The organism is Variovorax sp. OK605, from assembly GCF_900115445.1.
Classification (GTDB): domain Bacteria; phylum Pseudomonadota; class Gammaproteobacteria; order Burkholderiales; family Burkholderiaceae_C; genus Variovorax.
The window spans coordinates 68499-85812 of record NZ_FOWL01000003.1 but is presented as its reverse complement, the minus strand read 5'-3'; the positions used below and the strand labels follow the sequence as shown (position 1 = coordinate 85812).

16 protein-coding genes are annotated in these 17314 nt (G+C 65.0%); 12 read left to right on the top strand and 4 right to left on the bottom strand.

All coding sequences use genetic code 11. The features are described from left to right. Positions 1 to 35: 35 nt before the first annotated feature. Positions 36 to 806, bottom strand: coding sequence for a ribosome biogenesis GTP-binding protein YihA/YsxC (gene yihA, locus BM013_RS08655; protein WP_093125462.1), 771 nt, complete (start codon positions 804 to 806; stop codon positions 36 to 38). Positions 807 to 885: 79 nt separating this feature from the next. Between yihA and BM013_RS08650 the strand changes: the two genes are divergently transcribed. From BM013_RS08650 to BM013_RS08630, 5 genes are all read left to right on the top strand, one after another. After that, positions 886 to 1566 (top strand): c-type cytochrome, encoded by a 681-nt coding sequence (locus tag BM013_RS08650; RefSeq protein ID WP_093125460.1) that lies wholly within the window; start codon positions 886 to 888, stop codon positions 1564 to 1566. A 131-nt stretch (positions 1567 to 1697) separates the two neighbouring features. Beyond that, positions 1698 to 3878: a cytochrome c biogenesis protein ResB gene (locus tag BM013_RS08645; protein WP_093125457.1), complete on the top strand. Its 2181-nt coding sequence runs from the start codon at positions 1698 to 1700 to the stop codon at positions 3876 to 3878. Between the two features lie 11 nt (positions 3879 to 3889). Further along, positions 3890 to 5206 (top strand): c-type cytochrome biogenesis protein CcsB, encoded by a 1317-nt coding sequence (gene ccsB, locus BM013_RS08640; protein WP_093125455.1) that lies wholly within the window; start codon positions 3890 to 3892, stop codon positions 5204 to 5206. A gap of 116 nt (positions 5207 to 5322) precedes the next feature. Then, a complete protein-coding gene (gene msrP / locus BM013_RS08635; protein WP_256220476.1) occupies positions 5323 to 6342 on the top strand; it encodes a protein-methionine-sulfoxide reductase catalytic subunit MsrP in 1020 nt (339 codons plus the stop codon). Positions 6343 to 6370: 28 nt separating this feature from the next. Next, positions 6371 to 7033, top strand: coding sequence for a protein-methionine-sulfoxide reductase heme-binding subunit MsrQ (locus BM013_RS08630; RefSeq protein ID WP_093125450.1), 663 nt, complete (start codon positions 6371 to 6373; stop codon positions 7031 to 7033). Between the two features lie 33 nt (positions 7034 to 7066). Here BM013_RS08630 and lysA read toward each other — a convergent pair whose 3' ends face one another. Next, positions 7067 to 8359 carry a diaminopimelate decarboxylase gene (gene lysA, locus BM013_RS08625; RefSeq protein ID WP_093125447.1) on the bottom strand — a complete coding sequence of 431 codons (1293 nt, stop codon included), beginning with the start codon at positions 8357 to 8359 and terminating at the stop codon, positions 7067 to 7069. Continuing rightward, positions 8356 to 8646: an LPS translocon maturation chaperone LptM gene (locus tag BM013_RS08620; RefSeq protein WP_093125445.1), complete on the bottom strand. Its 291-nt coding sequence runs from the start codon at positions 8644 to 8646 to the stop codon at positions 8356 to 8358. The genes lysA and BM013_RS08620 overlap by 4 nt, the downstream gene beginning before the upstream one ends. Positions 8647 to 8658: 12 nt before the next feature. Between BM013_RS08620 and cyaY the strand changes: the two genes are divergently transcribed. After that, entirely contained in the window at positions 8659 to 8991 is a 333-nt protein-coding gene (gene cyaY, locus BM013_RS08615; protein WP_093125442.1) for an iron donor protein CyaY, read from the top strand. Positions 8992 to 9001: 10 nt separating this feature from the next. Here the strand turns inward: cyaY and BM013_RS08610 are convergent, their stop codons facing one another. Further along, positions 9002 to 11410, bottom strand: a complete 2409-nt coding sequence (locus BM013_RS08610; protein ID WP_093125440.1) for a penicillin-binding protein 1A — start codon at positions 11408 to 11410, stop codon at positions 9002 to 9004. A 239-nt stretch (positions 11411 to 11649) separates the two neighbouring features. Here BM013_RS08610 and BM013_RS08605 point away from each other — a divergent pair, with 239 nt between their 5' ends. The 6 genes from BM013_RS08605 to BM013_RS08580 are packed head-to-tail and all read left to right on the top strand — an operon-like array spanning position 11650 to position 17282. Next, positions 11650 to 12729, top strand: a complete 1080-nt coding sequence (locus BM013_RS08605) for a pilus assembly protein PilM (protein WP_093125437.1) — start codon at positions 11650 to 11652, stop codon at positions 12727 to 12729. Continuing rightward, positions 12726 to 13346, top strand: coding sequence for a PilN domain-containing protein (locus tag BM013_RS08600; protein WP_093125435.1), 621 nt, complete (start codon positions 12726 to 12728; stop codon positions 13344 to 13346). Before BM013_RS08605 ends, BM013_RS08600 begins: the two co-directional genes overlap by 4 nt. Before the next feature lie 6 nt (positions 13347 to 13352). Then, positions 13353 to 14033 carry a type IV pilus inner membrane component PilO gene (locus tag BM013_RS08595; RefSeq protein WP_093125432.1) on the top strand — a complete coding sequence of 227 codons (681 nt, stop codon included), beginning with the start codon at positions 13353 to 13355 and terminating at the stop codon, positions 14031 to 14033. A gap of 26 nt (positions 14034 to 14059) precedes the next feature. Next, positions 14060 to 14572 (top strand): pilus assembly protein PilP, encoded by a 513-nt coding sequence (locus tag BM013_RS08590; protein ID WP_371279906.1) that lies wholly within the window; start codon positions 14060 to 14062, stop codon positions 14570 to 14572. Further along, positions 14569 to 16710, top strand: coding sequence for a type IV pilus secretin PilQ (pilQ, locus tag BM013_RS08585; protein WP_093125427.1), 2142 nt, complete (start codon positions 14569 to 14571; stop codon positions 16708 to 16710). The genes BM013_RS08590 and pilQ overlap by 4 nt, the downstream gene beginning before the upstream one ends. 23 nt (positions 16711 to 16733) lie before the next feature. Next, complete coding sequence (locus BM013_RS08580) at positions 16734 to 17282, top strand: shikimate kinase (RefSeq protein WP_093125425.1); 549 nt, start codon at positions 16734 to 16736, stop codon at positions 17280 to 17282. Positions 17283 to 17314: the final 32 nt, after the last annotated feature.

Here is a 17314-nt window from a genome sequence, read left to right as displayed (position 1 = left end):
CGCACGCTGGACGGCCGTTGCAGCCTGTTCGGATATCAGGCCTCTTCGGGTGGCTCCGGCGGTTCCGACGGCTGCGCTGGTTCGGCCGGTGCCGTTGCCGGGGCGGTGGCACCTTCGGGGTGCACCCACCGCCACAGCAGCTCGGCGGCCTCGCCGACGCCTTGCTTCTTCAGCGCCGAGAACAGTTTCACCTCGCCGCCGCCGGCGTTCAGTCGCGTAATCGACAGCACCTTGGCGGCTTCGGTGCGCGTGAGCTTGTCGGACTTGGTCAGCAGCACGAGGAACTTCAGGCCTTTCTCCACGCGCGGGCGGATCACGTCGAGCAGGATCTCGTCGAGCTCGGTCAGGCCGTGGCGCGGGTCGCACATGAGCACCACGCCGCGCAGGCTTTCGCGCGTCATCAGGTAGTTGCCCATCACGCGCTGCCAGCGCAGCTTGGCTTCCTTGGGCACGGCCGCGTAGCCGTAGCCGGGCAGGTCGGCGAGCACCGCGTCGTCGACCTTCTGCTTGCCGATGCCGAACAGGTTGATGTGCTGCGTGCGGCCCGGCGTCTTCGATGCGAAGGCCAGGCGCGTCTGCTGCGTCAGCGTGTTGATGGCGGTCGACTTGCCCGCGTTGGAGCGGCCGACGAAGGCGATCTCGGGCAGGTCCACAGGAGGCAGATGCTCAAGCTGCGGAGCACTGGTGAGGAAGTGGGCGGTGTGCATCCAGCCCAGTGCCACGCGTTCGCGTTCGGCGACCTGGGGGTCCGCGGCGGGCGCCGCGCGGGGAGGATAGGCAGCGGGCTTGGCGCGCGGGGAGGGCATCTACGGACTTTCGAAACTAGACCCCCATTGTAGAATCGTGAGGTTTTGCGCCAATAAATTCGAAGCGAAGCCCCCCGATATGAAGTTGTTTGCCAATATTCTGCTTGCAGCCCTTGTGGGCCTTGCATCCAGCGCGAGTCTTGCAGCCGATGAACACGCGGCAACTCCGAATGAGGCGGCCGCGGCGCCTGCCAAGCCGGCCAAGCCGGACCCCGCCAAGGGGGACACGCTGTTCAGCGCAAGCACTCCGACCATCCAGAGTTGCGCTTCGTGCCACAACGCCGACGGCAACTCGAGCATCGCGGCCAACCCGAAGCTGGCGCAACAACACCCCGAGTACATCGTCAAGCAGCTGCAGGACTTCAAGTCCGGCAAGCGCAAGAACAGCGTCATGACCTCGATGGCCTCGCACCTGAGCGATCAGGACATGCGCGACATCGCCTGGTTCGTCGGTTCGAAGAAGGTCAAGACGGGCTTCTCGAAGGACAAGGACACCATCGCGATGGGCGAGAAGATCTACCGCGGCGGCATCGGCGATCGCCAGGTCCCGGCCTGCGCCGGCTGCCACAGCCCCAACGGCGCCGGCCTTCCGGCCCAGTACCCGCGCCTGGGCGGCCAGAACGCCGAGTACACCGTGGCCCAGCTCACGGCCTTCCGCGACAACGTACGCCTGAACAGCGCGCCCATGACGGGCGTGGCCGCCAAGCTCAACGACCGTGAAATCAGGGCCGTGGCCGACTACATTGCCGGTCTGCGCTGACCACCCCTGGCCATCACGCGCGACGAGCGTGAACTAACCGCCGATAACAACCCCAAACAAAGGGCGGGCCCATCCAGAAGGATGGCCCGCCCTTTTGTTTTCCCCCACTTCCTCGTTCCTCCTTTCGCCCGATGTCCGTCTCCACCCATGGCCTTCGCGTTCATCGCGGCCCGCAAACGCTTCGCGCTGCGGTGGAGCTGTTCTCGTCGATGCGCTTCGCGATCGCGCTGCTTACCGTCATCTGCATCGCATCGATCATCGGCACCGTGCTCAAGCAGCACGAGCCCGTCAACAACTACATCAACCAGTTCGGGCCGTTCTGGGCCGAGTTCTTCCGCGCGGCGCGGCTGGACTCGATCTACAGCGCCTGGTGGTTCCTGCTGATCCTGCTGTTCCTGGTGATCAGCACCACGCTGTGCATCGTGCGCAACACGCCGCGCATCATGGTCGACCTGAAGACCTTCAAGGAAGACATCCGTGCGCAGAGCCTGAAGGCCTTCGGCCAGCGCGCGGAGACCCGGCTCGGCGAGACACCCGAAGCCGCGGCCAACCGCATCGGGCAGCTGCTGGCGAGCGGCGGCTGGAAGGTCAAGCTGCAGCAGCGCGACGCCACCGGCGGCAGCCGCCCGAGCGCCGCGGGCTGGATGGTCGCGGCGCGCGCCGGCGGCGCCCACAAGCTGGGCTACATCGCGGCCCACAGCGCGATCGTGCTGGTGTGCATCGGCGGCCTGTTCGACGGCGACCTCGTGGTGCGCGCGCAGACCTGGTTCAACGGCAAGAGCGTATTCACGGGCGGCGGCATGATCGCCGACGTGCCGCCGCAGCACCGCCTGTCGGCCAGCAACCCGACCTTCCGCGGCAACATCCTCGTGCCCGAAGGCGGGCAGGGCAGCGTGGCCATCCTGAACCAGGCCGACGGCGTGCTGCTGCAGGAGCTGCCGTTCTCCATCGAGCTGAAGAAGTTCATCGTCGACTACTACTCCACGGGCATGCCCAAGCTCTTCGCGAGCGAGGTGGTGCTGCACGACCGCGAGACCGGCGAAGAGGTGCCCGCGCGCATCGAGGTCAACCACCCGGCCAGCTACAAGGGCGTGGAGATCTACCAGTCGAGCTTCGACGACGGCGGCTCCAAGGTGAAGCTCAAGGCCGTGCCGATGGCGGCCGCGGCCAAGCCCTTCGAGGTGGAAGGCGTCATCGGCGGGCCGAGCACCGAGATCACCAACGGCAAGGACAAGCTCACGCTCGAGTACGCCGCGCTGCGCGTGATCAACGTCGAGAACTTCGCCGATGCGGGCGCCATGAGCAGCGGCGCCGACGTGCGCAAGGTTGACCTGCGCCACGGCATCGAGTCTCGCCTGGGCGCGGCCAACAAGGTCAACAAGCCCAAGGTGCTGCGCAACATCGGCCCGAGCATCGGCTACAAGCTGCGCGACGCCGCCGGCCAGGCGCGCGAGTACCAGAACTACATGGTGCCGGTCGACACCGGCGACGGCCAGCCGGTGTTCCTGCTGGGCATGCGCGAGAAGCCCGAGGACCCGTTCCGCTATCTGCGCGTGCCGGCCGACGAGCAAGGCTCGATGGACGGCTTCGTGCGCATGCGCACCGCGCTCGGCGACGCCGACACGCGCGCGCGCGCCATCGAGCGCTACATCGCCAAGGCGTCCGACCCCAAGCGCCCGGAAATGGCCGAGCAGTTGCGCGTGTCCGCCACGCGCGCGCTGGCGCTGTTCGCGGGCAGCGAGCGCGCCAGGCCCGACGCCACCACCGTGGGCGGCTGGCAGGCGATTGCCGAGTTCATGGAAGTCAACGTGCCCGAGGCCGAACGCGAACGCGCGGGCGGCGTGCTGGTGCGCATCCTGAACGACGTGCTGTTCGAGGTGCTCAACCTGAGCCGCGAAGGCGCCGGCCTGGCCGCGCTGGCGAACGACGAGAAGTCGCAGGCCTACCTCACGCAGGCGGTGCTGGCCATCAGCGACGCGCACTTCTACCCGGCCCCGGTCGCGATGATGATGACCGACTTCACGCAGGTGCAGGCCAGCGTGTTCCAGGTGGCGCGTGCCCCTGGGAAGAACATCGTCTATCTCGGGTGCCTGTTGCTGATCGTCGGGATTTTTGCCATGCTGTACGTGCGCGAGCGCCGCCTCTGGGTGTGGCTGACGCCGGATGGCGGCGCGCCCGACGGCACCGCACCCGAAGCTTTCGCGGCGGGCACGACGGCCACGATGGCGTTCTCGGTCAATCGCAAGACCATCGACAGCGACCGCGAATTCGAGCACCTGAAGCACAAGCTGCTCGCCCTGGACAAGACATAAGCAGAGACACGATGAACACCACGACCCTCACGCTCAATGAAAGCTGGCTCTCGCGCCGCAACCTGTTCGACTGGGTGTTCGCGGCGCTGGTGCTGGCCGGCGGCCTGTTCGCGTTCACGCGCTATGCGGGGTCGATGGACTACTACGAGAAGCCGATCCTCGCCGCGGCGGTGATCGCGATGATCTCCATCGGCTGGTTCTGGCGGCCGCTGCGCGTTCTGGCCATCGTGGTGGCCGCGGCGTCGCTGCTGGCCATCACGTCGTACCAGGGCGATCTGGCGCGCGCCGACACGGTGTTCTGGCTCAAGTACTTCCTGTCGAGCCAGTCGGCCATTCTCTGGATGAGCGTGCTGTTCTTCATGAGCACGATCTTCTATTGGCTCGGCTTCTTCGGCGGCAAGCAGTCCGACACCTTCGACGCCATCGGCTCGCGCCTGGCCTGGGCGGCCGTGACGATGGCGCTGATCGGCACCATGGTGCGCTGGTACGAGAGCCACCAGCTCGGCCCGGACATCGGCCACATCCCGGTCAGCAACCTGTACGAAGTGTTCGTGCTGTTCTGCTGGCTCACCGCGGCGTTCTACCTGTACTTCGAGGAGCGCTACAACACGCGCGCGCTCGGCGCCTTCGTGATGCTGGTGGTCAGCGCGGCGGTGGGCTTCCTGCTCTGGTACACGATCGTGCGCGAGGCGCACGAGATCCAGCCGCTGGTGCCGGCGCTGCAGAGCTGGTGGATGAAGCTGCACGTGCCCGCCAACTTCATCGGCTACGGCACCTTCTCGCTCGCGGCCATGGTCGCCTTCGCGTACCTCATCAAGGAGCAGGCCGAGGAGAAGCGCTGGTACAAGCTCACGCCGATCTGGCTGCTGGGCGTGGCGCTGTGCTTCGTGCCGGTGGCGTTCCGCCAGCGCGTGCAGGAAGCCGGTGGCAGCTACTGGGTGGTCTACGCGGGCATCTCGGCGCTGATTGCGGCGGGCATCCTGCTGGGGCGCAAGCGCATCGCGGCGCGGCTGCCGGCCAACGAGGTGCTCGACGACGTCATGTACAAGTCGATCACCGTCGGTTTCGCCTTCTTCACCATCGCCACCGTGCTGGGCGCCCTGTGGGCCGCCGATGCCTGGGGCGGCTACTGGAGCTGGGACCCGAAGGAAACCTGGGCGCTGATCGTCTGGCTCAACTACGCGGCCTGGCTGCACATGCGGCTCGTGAAGGGCCTGCGTGGCACCGTGGCGGCCTGGTGGGCGCTGGGCGGGCTGGCGGTCACAACCTTCGCCTTCCTCGGCGTGAACATGTTCCTGAGCGGGTTGCACAGCTACGGCACGCTCTGAGCGCAGGCCGCCGGTCTTTCACGAAGAATTGAAACCGCGCGCCGGTCAGGCGCGTAACCAAACCGGGGACAGTCACGAACTACCCTGAGCACAACGATTCACGCGAAAGGCCTGTCATGTCGTTCCATTCCCGCCCGATGCGTCGCCACACCGGCGACAACGGCTTCACCCACCCGCTGTCGAGCGAGATCACGCCGCGCGCCGCCTACGAAGGCCGGCGCGACCTGTTGAAGCTCATGGCCGGCGGTGCCGCGGGCGCGGCGCTGGCGGGCTTTGCCTCGCGCGAAGCGTGGGCGCAGGCGGAGCGGCCCAACAAGCTCGCGCCGCTGCCCGGCGCGAAGTCGGCGGTGCCCGGCGCCATGTCGATGGAGAAGCTCACCGACTACAAGGACGCCTCGACCTACAACAACTTCTACGAGTTCGGCACCGACAAGGCCGACCCGGCCAAGAACGCCGGCACGCTGAAGACGCGGCCCTGGACCGTGGAGGTCGAGGGGCTCGTGAAGAAGCCGGGCAAGTACGGCATCGAGGACCTGCTCAAGCTCAGCGCGCAGGAAGAGCGCATCTACCGCCTGCGCTGCGTCGAGGGCTGGTCGATGGTGATCCCGTGGGTCGGCTACTCGCTGGCCGAACTCATCAAGAAGGTCGAGCCGCAGGGCAACGCCAGGTTCGTCGAATTCGTGACGCTGGCCGACCCCAAGACCATGCCCTTCGTGGGCTCGCGCGTGCTCGACTGGCCCTACACCGAAGGCCTGCGCATGGACGAGGCGATGCACCCGCTCACGCTGCTGTCTTTCGGCATGTACGGCGAGGTGCTGCCCAACCAGAACGGCGCGCCGGTGCGCCTGGTGGTGCCGTGGAAGTACGGCTTCAAGTCGGCCAAGTCGATCGTGAAGATCCGCTTCGTCGAGAAGGAGCCCGGCACGGCCTGGAACAAGGCCGCGGCCAACGAGTACGGCTTCTATTCGAACGTGAACCCGAACGTCGACCATCCGCGCTGGAGCCAGGCGACCGAGCGCCGCATCGGCGACGGCGGCGGCCTGTTCGCCAAGCGGCGCAAGACCGAGATGTTCAACGGCTACGAAGCGCAGGTCGCCCAGCTGTATGCGGGCATGGACCTGAAGAAGAACTTCTGAGCGCGGCTCGGCAACCGGCGCTCGCCCCATGAACAAGCTGCTCATGCATCCGGCGACCAAGCCGGTCATCTTCCTGCTGTGCCTGTTGCCGTTCGCGCGGCTGGCGTACGGCGCCTTCACGGACGGGCTCGGCGCCAACCCCGCCGAGTTCCTGATCCGCGCCACCGGCGACTGGACGCTGCGCTTCATCTGCATCGTGCTGGCGGTGACGCCGCTGCGCGTGATGAGCAAGTGGAACGCGCTGGCGCGCTACCGCCGCATGCTGGGCCTGTTCGCGTACTTCTACGTGGTGCTGCACCTGCTGTGCTACAGCTGGTTCGACATGGGCTTCGAGTGGGGCGACATCGCCAAGGACATCGCCAAGCGGCCGTTCATCCTCGTGGGGTTCTCGGCCTTCGTGCTGCTGACGCCGCTGGCCGCCACCTCGTTCAACCGCGCGATCAAGGCGATGGGTGCGAAGCGCTGGCAGATGCTGCACAAGCTGGTCTACGTGATCGCGGGGCTGGGCCTGCTGCACTTCTTCTGGATGCGCGCGGGAAAGAACAACTTCGCTGAAGTGTTCGTCTACGCCGCGATCATCGGCGTGCTGCTGGCGTGGCGCGTATGGAATTTCGCGAGCAAGCGCAAGGCAAAGCCGGCGGCGGCCACGCTGGCCGCGCGCAGCAGCGAGAAGCCGCTGCGCACCGGCTGACCCCTGTGACCCCTGAAGGGCCACGCCGGGAGATCAGCCGTCGATCTCGGCGCGCAGCTGATCTTCCATCGTCTCGCGACGGCGGATCAGCTTGGCGGTGGCGCCACTCACCAGCACCTCGGCGGCACGGCCGCGCGTGTTGTAGTTGCTGGACATGCTCATGCAGTACGCGCCGGCCGACAGCACGGCCAGCAGGTCGCCCGCCACCACGTTGAGCGCGCGGTCGCGGCCGATCCAGTCGCCGCTTTCGCAGACCGGGCCGACCACGTCGTAGGTTGGCGCGTCGCCGGCGCGGGTGCGCAGCGGCACGATGCGCTGGAAGGCCTGGTACATCGCGGGACGCGGCAGGTCGTTCATGGCCGCGTCGACGATGCAGAAATTCTTGTCTTCACCCGGTTTGGTGTAGAGCACCTCGGTCACGCACACGCCGGCATTGCCGACCAGCGAGCGGCCGGGTTCGATCACCAGCTTGCGCTGGCCGAAGCCGCGCGCGTCGAGCTTGGCGAGCAGCTGTTGCCAGAGTGCATCGGCCTTGGGCGGCACTTCGCCGTTGTAGTCGATGCCCAGGCCGCCGCCGAAGTCCAGGTGATGGACCGGCACGCCGGCTGCTTCGATGGCTTCCACCAGGTCGAGCACGCGGTCGCAGGCGTCGAGGTAGGGCGAGGCTTCGGTGATCTGCGAGCCGATGTGGCAGTCGATGCCCACCACTTCCAGGCCCGGCAGCTTCGCGGCGTGCAGGTAGGCCTCGACCGCGCGGTCGTGCGCGATGCCGAACTTGTTGCCCTTGAGGCCGGTGGAAATGTACGGGTGCGTCTTCGGATCGACGTTCGGGTTGATGCGAATGCTGATCGGTGCGCGGCGGCCTTCGGCCAGTGCCACTTCGTTGAGCACGTCGAGTTCGGCTTCGCTCTCGACGTTGAAGCAGGCGATGCCGGCCTCGAGCGCCTGGCGCATCTCGGCGCGCGTCTTGCCGACACCCGAGAAGATGATCTTCCTCGGGTCGGCGCCCACCGCCAGCACGCGCGACAGCTCGCCGCCCGAGACGATGTCGAAGCCGCAGCCGGCTTGCGCGAACACACGCAGCACGCCGAGCGACGAGTTGGCCTTCATCGCATAGCAGATGAGCGCGTCGCGGCCTTCGAAGCCGCGCTGGTAGGCCGCGAGGGCGTCCAGCATCCATTGCTTCGAGTAGACGAAAAGAGGGGTGCCGTGCTCGCGGGCCAGCGCGTCGAGCGCGACGCCTTCGATGTGCAGCGCGCCGTCGCGCTGGGCAATGTGCGGTTGGCCGGGGAGAGCGGTGGAGGCGGTGTTGGCGTTGGCGCTCATTTGCGCGGTTCCGTGGTGTTGCTGCTGCTGTTGCGGGCCGGGGCGCTGGCGGCAGCAGCCGGTGTAGGCGCCGCCTCGCTGGAACTGGAGCTGGATGATGAGGAGCGCAGGCTGTCCGGCGTCATGAGCTGCGGCAAGGTGGCGCGCCCGGCAGCGGCAGGATCGGTCGGCAGGTACAGCGCACCGCGCTGTCCGCAGGCCACCAGGGCGGTGGTGCCTGCAACGAGGCAGACCATGAGCACAGCGCGGGCGCGGGTGCTCACTAGAATTTGGCGAACGTTCAACATAGCGAAATTGTAATGACCGACATTGAGTACATGGACCGCGCCGAAGCTGCGCTCGCCGCCATCGAGCAGGGCTGCGACCGCATCAACGACGCGAGCGACGCCGACCTCGACAACCAGCGGGTGGGCGGGATGATCACGATTTCATTCCAGAATGGCAGCCAGTTGATCGTCAACCTGCAGAAGCCCCTGCAGGAAATCTGGCTGGCCGCGCGCTCCGGCGGCTACCACTATCGCCACGACGGCACCGCCTGGGTCGACACCAAGACCGGCGAGGAGTTCTTCGGCAACCTGTCGCGCGAAGCGACCCGGCAAGCCGGGCAGCCGCTGGAGTTCGCGGCCGCCTGATTCATCTTCTTCAGTTGCGGAAGAGGTCGAGGATGCGGTTGCGTTCCTCGGGCGGGGGCGGCGGGCTGACCGGCGCACCCGTCAGGGCTTCCGCCGGTGCCGTCGGTGCCGATTCCACGCCCAGGCTTGCAACGCCTCGGCCCGGCGCGTAGTCGTCGTAGTACCACTCGCCGCCGACGCTCACGATGCCCGACGGCGGGTTGGCCGACAGCTCGGTCACGGGCACGCCCTTGATGGCGGTTTCCATGTAGGTGATCCAGATCGGCAGGCTCAGGCCGCCGCCGGTCTCGCGGTCGCCCAGGTTGCGCGGCGTGTCGTAGCCGATCCACGAGATGGCCGTCATGGTCGGCTGGAAGCCTGCGAACCACGCGTCGAGCGAGTCGTTGGTGGTGCCGGTCTTGCCGTAGAGGTCGGGGCGCTTGAGCATCGCCTGCGCCTTGGCGGCGGTGCCGGCACGTGCCACGGAATTCAGCAGCGTGTCCATGATGAAGGCGTTGCGCTGGGGAATGGCGCGCAGCGATTCGTTGAGCAACGGCGGCTGTTTGTCGACCAGCACCTTGTCCTTGTGGTCGGTGATGCGGGTCACGAGGTACGGATTGACGCGGTAGCCGCCGTTGGCGAACACCGAGTAGCCCACCGCCATCTGCATCGGCGTGACCGAGCCGGCGCCGAGCGCCATCGGCAGGTAGGCGGGGTGCTTGTCCTTGTCGAAACCGAAGTTGGTGATCCAGTCCTGTGCGTAGCGCGTGCCGATCGATTGCAGGATGCGGATTGACACCAGGTTCTTCGACTTCATCAGCGCGGTGCGCATCGACATCGGGCCGTCGTAGCCGCCGCCGTAGTTCTTCGGCTCCCACGGCTGGCCGCCGGTGGTGCCGGCGTCGAAGAACAGCGGGCCGTCGTTGATGACGGTGGCGGGGGTGAAGCCCTTTTCAAGCGCCGCGGAATAAATGAATGGCTTGAAGCTCGAGCCCGGCTGGCGCCACGCCTGCGTGACGTGGTTGAACTTGTTCTTGCCGAAGTCGAAGCCACCGACCAACGCCTTGATGGCGCCGTCGCGCGGGTCCATCGCGACGAAGGCGCCTTCCACCTCGGGCAGCTGCGTGATTTCCCAGGTGTTCTTGGGTGTCTTCACCACTCGGATCACCGCGCCGCGGCGGATCTTGATGTTGGGTGGGGCCTTGTCGGAAAGGCCGGACTGCGCGGGCTTGAGGCCGTCGCCGGTGATCTGCACCGGGTCGCCGTTGGCACGCACCGCGTCGATCTGCTTGGCCGTGGCCTTGAGCACCACGGCGGCCATCACGTCGCCGTTGTCGGGATGATCGTTCAGCGCGTCGTCGACGGCTTCGTCGACTTCCTTGGCGTTGTTGGGCAGGTCGACGAACTTCTCGGGGCCGCGGTAGATCTGGCGGCGCTCGTAGTCCATGATGCCCTTGCGCAGCGCCTTGTAGGCGGCCGCCTGGTCGGCGGCCACCAGCGAGGTGTAGACCTTCAGGCCGCGCGTGTAGGTGCTGTCGCCGTATTGCGCGTACATGAGCTGGCGCACGGTTTCGGCGACGTACTCGGCATGCAGGCGGTTGGGATCGGCGGCGTCGCGCAGGTGAAGCTCTTCCTTCTTGGCTTCGGCGGCCTGCTCGGCGGTGATGAAGCCGGCCTCCTGCATGCGGTCGATCACATAGAACTGGCGGCCGCGCGCGCGCTGCGGGTTGTTCACGGGGTTGTTCGCGCCCGGTGCCTTGGGCAGGCCGGCCAGCATCGCGGCCTGCGCGATGCTGAGGTCCTGCAGCGGCTTGCCGAAGTAGGCCTCAGATGCCGCCGCAAAGCCGTAGGCGCGGTTGCCCAGGTAGATCTGGTTCAGGTAGATCTCGAAGATCTGGTCCTTGGTGAGCAGGTGCTCCAGCTTGAAGGTCAGCAGCACCTCGTAGATCTTGCGGGTGAGCGTTTTCTCGGAACTCAGGTACACGTTGCGCGCCACCTGCATCGTGATGGTCGAGGCGCCCTGGCTCTTCACGCGGTTCATGTTGGCCAGGCCGGCGCGCACCATGCCCTTGTAGTCGACGCCGCCGTGGTCGTAGAAGCGCGCGTCTTCGGCCGCCAGCACGGCGTCCTTCATGACCTTGGGGATGGCCGAGATCGGTGTGAGGTTGCGGCGCTCCTCGCCGAACTCGCCGATCAGGATGCCTTCGGCCGAGAACACGCGCAGCGGCAGCTTGGGCCGGTAATCGGAGAGTTCCGAGATGTCCGGCAGGTTCGGATAGGCGACCGCGAGCGCCACCGCCACCACGCACAGCACCGACAACGCGCCCGCGGCGACGATGCCGAAACCCCAGAAGAAAAAGCGCAAAAGCCATTTCAGCCAGGTCGGGCGTGGGGTGGGAGGGGTCTTGGCTGGCCCTTTGGGGCTGGATGTTTCTTGCATGGAGGGCCGGAGAGTCACCCGACATTATAAAAAGCCAGCTCCTTCCCACGATCCGATCTTTGTTGCCCTTGCATCGGCCTAATTCAAAAGTTACAAAATGCGGATTTGACGTCAGGTTTTGACAACGATTATTGGATTTGTCCTATAGCGTCGCTTGGTTGGCGCTACACCTGCTGCTAGCATGCAACCGAACGCAAATTTTTCTATTGGTTACAAATACAGGGGGAGAGGGACCTAACTTGGCTGCTCTTGGATCATTGTTTCGTCGTCAGAACGCTCCCCTGCTGGGGTTGGACGTGAGTTCGTCCAGCGTCAAGCTGGTCGAGCTCGGCCGTGAGGCCAGCGGCAAGCTGGTCCTGGAGCGCTGCGCCATCGAGCCCCTGGAACGCGGTTGGATCACCGACGGCAATGTCGAGAAGTTCGACGAAGTCGCCGAAGCGGTTCGGCGTGTGATCCGCAAGAGCGGCACGCGCACGCGCAACGTCGCGCTGGCCTTGCCGCCTTCGGCCGTGATCACCAAGAAGATCATTCTTCCCGGCGGCATGAGCGAGCAGGAGCTCGAGATCCAGGTCGAGTCCGAAGCCAACCAGTACATCCCGTTTTCGCTGGATGAAGTCAGCCTCGACTTCTGCGTGACCGGGCCAAGCACCTCGTCGCCCGGCGACGTGGAAGTGCTGATCGCGGCGTCCCGCAAGGAAAAGGTCCAGGACCGCGAAGGCCTGGCGGAAGCCGCTGGCCTCAAGGCGATGATTCTTGACGTCGAGTCTTATGCATCGCGGCTTGCGACGGCCCGTCTGATCGAGCAGTTGCCCGGCAAGGGAACGGATGCGATCGTGGCGCTGTTCGAAGTGGGTGCCTTCACCACCAGCATGCAGGTGCTGCGCAACCAGGAAGTGTTGTACGACCGCGACCAGGCGTTCGGCGGCGCGCAGCTGACTCAGCTGATCGTGCGCCAGTATGGTTTCTCCGCTGAAGAGGCGGAAGCCAAGAAGCGCAGCGGTGACCTGCCCGACGACTACGGCTCGGGTGTGCTCAAGCCTTTCGTGGAAAGCATCGCGCAAGAAATCGCGCGCGCGCTCCAGTTCTTCTTCACCAGCACGCCGCACAACCGCGTCGACTATGTGTTGCTGGCTGGCGGCTCGGCGTCGTTGCCTGGCCTGACCAATGCGGTGACGCGACAGACTTCGTTTGCGTGCTCACTGCTGAATCCTTTCGATGGCATGGAATTCAGCTCGAACATCCGTGAGAAGAAGGTCAAGCGCGAGGCGCCGTCCTATCTGACCTCCTGCGGTCTGGCCATGCGGAGGTTCGTGCAGTGATCCTCATCAATCTGCTTCCGCACCGCGAGGCGGCGCGCAAGCGCCGGCGCGAGGCGTTTTATGGCACCTTGGGTGCTGCAGCCGTTCTGGGGGTGTTGATCGCCGGGCTGGGCTATCTTTGGTACGAAGCGCAGATTTCCGCGCAGCGCGCGAAGAACGGATTCCTTCAGGCCGAGATCAAGAAACTCGAGGTCGAAATCAAGGAAATCTCGACGTTGCAAGAGGAAATCGCAGGCCTGCGCGCACGCCAGATGGCAGTGGAAGACTTGCAGGGAGATCGCAACCTGCCTGTGCATCTGCTCAACGAGTTGGTCCGGCAGCTGCCGGACGGCGTGTATCTCACAAGCATGAAGCAGGACAACCAGACCGTCACGCTCCAAGGCATGGCGCAATCGAACGAACGAGTTTCGGAATTGCTGCGGAATCTGGGCAACAACAGCCCGTGGCTGGTGAAGCCGGAGCTGGTCGAGATCACCTCGGCCAACGTGAACCTGACCCAGCGCGATCAGCGCCGCGTTGCCAACTTCACGATGCGCATCGGGCTCAAACGCCCGACCGATGCCCAGAAGGCTGCCGCTGAAAAGGCGCTGGCTGCAACGGCGCAATCCAAGGGGTAATCGATCATGGCAAGCAATCGCCCCTCCCAGAAAGTGGATGTCGCCGCGGCCATGCGCCGTTTCGGTGAGCAGTTCCGCGGACTCAATCCGAACGACCCTTCCATGTGGCCGTCGGTGCCACGCTATGCCTTGTGCGTGGCTGTGACCCTTTTGGTACTGGTTGCACTTTGGTTCGTGTGGTTGACCAATTCGAACGACGAATTGGAAGGAGAACGTTCGAAGGAAGTCGCGCTCAAGGCCGACTATTCCAAGAAGGTTGCTCAGGCCGCGAACCTGGACCTCTTGAAAAAGCAACGCGAGCAAGTGCAGCAGTACGTGACCCTGCTCGAAAAGCAACTGCCGAGCAAGGCCGAAATGGATGCCCTTTTGTCCGACATCAACCAGGCGGGCCTCGGCCGCAGCCTGCAGTTCGAGTTGTTCCGCCCGGGGCAGGTGTCGGTGAAGGATTACTACGCCGAGTTGCCGATCTCGGTGAGGGTGACCGGCCGCTATCACGACATGGGTGCTTTCGTGGCTGACGTTGCCGCTCTTTCCCGGATCGTGACGCTCAACAACATCACCGTCACGCCGCAGAAGGACAAGGATACGTTGACGATGGACACCACCGCGCGCACCTTCCGCTACCTCGATGACGAAGAGCGGGCCGCCCAGAAACGCGCAGCAGTTGCGCCGAAGGGGAAGAAGTGACGGTCGCTGCAAGAATTTTGTGGCTGATGCTGGCTGCGGCAGGGCTGAGCGCCTGCGAGTCTGGCCAGGAGGATCTGCAGCGCTGGATGGCCGAGCAGCGCGCGCAGGTGAAGCCCTCGGTGCCTCCGATCACGGCGCCCAAGAAGTTCACGCCACAGGCTTATACCGAGGCGTCTTCGTTCGAACCGTTCAACATATTGAAGCTGACGCAAGCGTTGCGCCGCGATTCGAACCAGCCAAGCACCTCGGAATTGATTGCGCCCGAACTGGCGCGCCGCAAGGAGCCGCTCGAAGCTTTCCCGCTCGACGCGATGGCGATGGTCGGCAGCATGGGCCGCAAAGGGCAGCCGGTGGCGCTGGTCCGAATCGACAAGCTGCTCTACAAGGTGCGCGTCGGCGAATACCTGGGGCTCAACTATGGGCGCATCACCCTTATCAACGAAACCGAAATCGGCTTGCGCGAAATTGTGCAAGACGCTGCTGGTGAATGGATCGAACGCGTCGCGACGCTGCAGCTGCAAGAGAGTGCGAAGAAATGAACCACAAGAAATCAACGATGGCACAGTGGCTGCGCGCCACCGGCCTGGGTCTGCTGGCCTTCGGCGCACTGGCGGTGGCCCATGCGCAAAACACGATCGAGGCTGTGACCAGTTCAACGCAATCGGGCGGGGAAGTGATCCGAATCGATCTTGCGCAACCGCTTACCGCGCTGCCTGCCGGCTTTGTGGTCCAGACGCCCGCACGCATCGCGCTTGATTTTCCAGGTGTCACGAATGCCATCGGCCGCTCTGCCATCGAAGTGAACCAGGGCAATCTGCGCTCGGTGAACGTGGTCCAGGGGGGAGAGCGCAGTCGCGTGGTGTTGAACCTCAAGCAGGCGACGGCATACAAGGCCGAGATCCAGGGCAAATCGCTGCTGGTCATTCTCGAGCCCGTGGCAGGAGCGGCTCTTGCCGTGTCGTCTGCGACGGCATTCGCGGAGAACCGTAACCGCGACACCCTGCCGCTGCGCGATGTCGATTTCCGTCTTGGCAGTGACAGCACCGGCCGCGTGATCGTCGACCTTCCGAACAACCAGGTTGGTGTCGATGTGAAGCAACAAGGCAAGAACCTTGTCGTCGAGTTCACCAAATCGACGTTGCCTGAAGGCCTGCGTCGCCGTCTCGATGTGTCCGATTTTGGCACGCCAGTGCAGTTGATCACCTCGCAACAGTCGGGCGATCGTGTTCGCATGACGATCGAGGGCAAAGGCGATTGGGAGCACAGCGCCTATCAGAGTGAAAACCAGTTCGTGGTGGAAATGCGGGCTCGCAAGGTCGACCCGACAAAGCTGACGCAAGGCGTGGGCTACAACGGCGAAAAGCTCTCGCTCAACTTCCAGAACATCGAGATCCGTTCGCTGCTGCAGGTGATCGCCGATTTCACGAACTTCAATATCGTGACTTCGGATTCAGTGACTGGCGCGCTGACGCTGCGTCTGAAGGATGTGCCGTGGGATCAGGCCCTCGACATCATCATGCAGGCCAAGAATCTGGGCATGCGCAAGAACGGCAGCGTGCTGTGGATCGCGCCCAAGGACGAGATCAATGCCAAGGAAAAGCTCGAGTTCGAGGCCAAGGCCGCGATCGAGAACCTCGAGCCGCTGCGCACCCAGTCGTTCCAGCTCAACTACACCAAGGCCCTCGTGATCGCGCAGGGATTGACTGGTACTGGCGCCTCGGCGGGCGGTGGTGGTGGTGGTTCCAGCGGAACTAATACACGTATCCTGAGTCCGCGTGGCAGTGTGATCGCTGAGTCGCGGACGAATCAGCTCTTCGTGTCCGACATTCCATCGCGCCTTGCTCAAGTCACTGAATTGATCCAGAAGCTGGATATTCCTGTCCGCCAGGTGCTGATCGAAGCCCGAATCGTCGAAGCTTCCGACACGTTCGGCAAGTCGTTGGGCGTGAAGCTGGGTGGGGGGATCTCCGGCGAGCGCTTCGCGTCTTCGGCGGGCAACCGTGCGTTTGCCAATGTCGGTGCCATACCGGCCACGACGACTACTGGGGCCGCGACCTCCTCGTTCACCAACTCCAACTTCATCAACCTCCCCGCAGGCGATGCAGGTGGCACCGGCAACGCCGCAGGCACCTTCGCGCTCTCGCTCTTCAACTCCAGCTTCTCGCGCATGCTGAACCTGGAAATCTCGGCGCTCGAAGCCGATGGCAAGGGCAAGCTGGTCTCCAGCCCCCGCGTCATCACGGCCGACCAGACCAAGGCGCTGATCGAGCAGGGTGAAGAAATCCCGTACCAACAGGCCACGTCCAGCGGTGCCACCTCGATCTCGTTCCGCAAGGCGGTGCTGAAGCTCGAAGTGACGCCGCAGATCACGCCCGAAGGCAACATCATCCTCACGCTGGATGTCAGCAAGGATGCCCGCGGCGTGAACACGTCGGCCGGTCCGGCGATCAACACCAAGCACGTGCAGACCGAGGTGCTGGTCGAGAACGGCGGCACGGTGGTCATCGGTGGTATCTTCGAGCTCACCGAAACCAATGACGAATCGCGCGTGCCGGTGCTGGGTGAAGTGCCCTATCTGGGGGCACTGTTCCGCAAGCGCGAACGCGTTGCCAACAAGACCGAAATGCTCGTCTTTATCACTCCGAAGATGATTACCGACCGCAACGCCGCGCGCTGACGCGCGGGCGTAGCAGCCACCGCGTGGCGGTCGCACTCGTCGGTTTGCCCGGCGCCGGAAAATCCGCAGTGGGCCGGCGCCTGGGAATGCGGCTGGACCTTCCGTTCATCGATACCGATCACGTGATCGAGCAGCGCATCGGCTGCTCGATCCGTGATTTTTTCGATCGTGAGGGCGAAACCGCCTTCCGCGACCTCGAACAGAACGTGATCGCCGACCTGGCGCTCAGTGCCCACGGCGTGCTGGCCACCGGCGGTGGCGCTGTCCTGAGGGATGCCAACCGCAGCCAGTTGCGTGATCACTTCCACGTGATCTACCTGCGCTCCTCCCCCGAAGACCTGTTCCGGCGCCTGCGCCACGACGTCAAGCGCCCGCTGCTCCAGGTGGCGGACCCGCTCGGGCGGCTGCGGGAACTGCACGACGCGCGCGACCCGTTCTACCGGGAAACCGCCCACGACGTGGTCGACACCGGCCGCCCGTCCATCGCCATGCTGGTGAACATCATCGTCATGCAGCTGGAACTGGCCGGCATCGTCGAGCCCGGCGCGCACCCGGAAGAGCCCGCCGACTGAGCCGGCCCCGGCTGCAGCGCCTAAACTCGCTG